The sequence below is a fragment of the Aquiflexum sp. genome, assembly GCF_041749095.1.
In the GTDB taxonomy this organism is placed as follows: Bacteria; Bacteroidota; Bacteroidia; order Cytophagales; family Cyclobacteriaceae; genus Aquiflexum.
In genome coordinates this window covers 1-1,791 of the sequence record NZ_JBGTCA010000018.1, presented here as the reverse complement: position 1 = coordinate 1,791, position 1,791 = coordinate 1, and the positions used below count along the sequence as shown (strand labels likewise).

Sequence of the window (1,791 nt, the reverse complement as noted above, 5' to 3'; positions counted from 1 at the left end):
TCTCTTGGAGAAAGTTGAAAGATTACAGGAGGATAATCAGGAGTTAAAGAGGAGGTTGAGGAGATGGGAGGGGTGAAAGTTATATGCAAGTTGGAAAGTAGGGAAGGAAGGACAAGGTGGTGCGTCATTGCGAGGAGCACTTGGGAAATTTTGATATTTTTAACAGTCCTTCGTGCGACGTGGCAATCTCTTTAGGTGAAAGATGAGGGGTTGAAACAAAGGAAAAGCAATGAAAAAAGTGTCAAGTAAATTCAGGACGTGATAGCTACAACAAAAGGGAGAAATTCGAAAAGGGTAATGACTAATCCAAAGCAGCATGCGCTAATGCCGGATGAGAAGTTTCCAACCATTTTCCTGACGTCAGGAAGATGATCCAAATTGGCTCAGGTGCAGTCGTTTTCAACCCCCCGATTCTCGGGACAGGCTTTTCAGGGTTGTTGCCACCTAACATCAATTACCTTTACCCTAGTTTTCACCTAGGGCTATTGAAAAATTCGGCCATTTCATGGTCGTTTCGTTAGCTGAAATGGTGACATAATGACCCTGAAAGGGTCTAACCTCTCAATAACCGCGGGTGAAACCCGTGGATAAAGAAATCTTAAATAATTCCCCAATGACCCTGAAAGGATCAAACTTCCCTAACTTTATCATCAGTCAGACCCGAACGGTGTAAATATTTTTTCAACAAAGCCGAGAAACTAAAACAAGACATTCAAAACAAACCCTGCTTCACCACCACAGCACCCGGCACCTTTACCTCAATTCCTGTTTTACTGAGCATTCCTGAGTCTTTGTCGATTTTTAGGATCACAAGATTATCCGTATCCCTGTTGGTGACAAAAAGGTATTCACCAAACCTGTCCATTGCAAAACTTCTGGGGTGCTTTCCATGACTGGATTCCTGGCCTATATATTTGATTTTCCCTGCATTTTGATCAATACTGAAAATCGCAATATTATCCAAACCGCGGTTTGAGGCATAGACAAATTTACCGTCGGGTGTGATTTGGATGTCTGCCGCAGTATTGCTCCCACTAAAATTGTCAGACGGCACGATCATGTTAGCCCTGTCTTTGAAGGCCAATCCCCCCGTTTTTGGATCAATCGAATACATCGCAACCGTAGAACCCAATTCTTCAACTGAAAAGGCAAATTGCCCGCTTGGATGGATCGAATAGTGTCTTGGCCCTGCACCGGGTTTTGCCTGTGCCGAATCAAGATGTTCTACCTTCAACTTTTTTGATTTTCCATTTACGCCAAATTGGTGGATCAGGTCAGTTCCCAGGTCAGATGCATAAATATACTTCCCATCATCACTTGGTATGATCGAATGCAAATGGGATTCTTTCTGACGGTCCGGGTTGATGCTGCTTCCTTTAAACTTTTTGGAAAAAACCAATGGTCCGACATGACCTTTTTTATGGAGAGAAAAAACACTAATATGACTGCTTGCATAGTGGGATACATAAATGGCCCTGGCTTTTGGATCCACGCTGATATGGCAGGGACTGACACCTCCTGAGGAAACTGTTCCAATGTGTTTTAATTCCCCGGTTTTTTGGTTGATCTGAAATGTGCTGACTGATCCTTCATCCGGATCCTCCATTGTTCCCTGCCTGTTTGCAGCATATAAATATCCACCATTGGGATGGATGTCCAAGTAAGTTGGGCTATCCCTGTCCGAGATAGTTTGGACAATCGTCAACTTCCCCTCAGCCTTGTCAAATTCAAAAACATAGATGCCTTCACTGTCCCGTTCTGTATAGGTGCCAACATAGAGGATTTCTTTTA

1 protein-coding gene is annotated in these 1,791 nt (G+C 43.4%); it reads right to left on the bottom strand.

The features are described 5' to 3' along the window. Positions 1-712: 712 nt before the first annotated feature. On the bottom strand, positions 713-1,791 hold a 1,079-nt coding region (locus ACEW8O_RS01075; RefSeq protein ID WP_373492771.1), incomplete at its 5' end, for a lactonase family protein.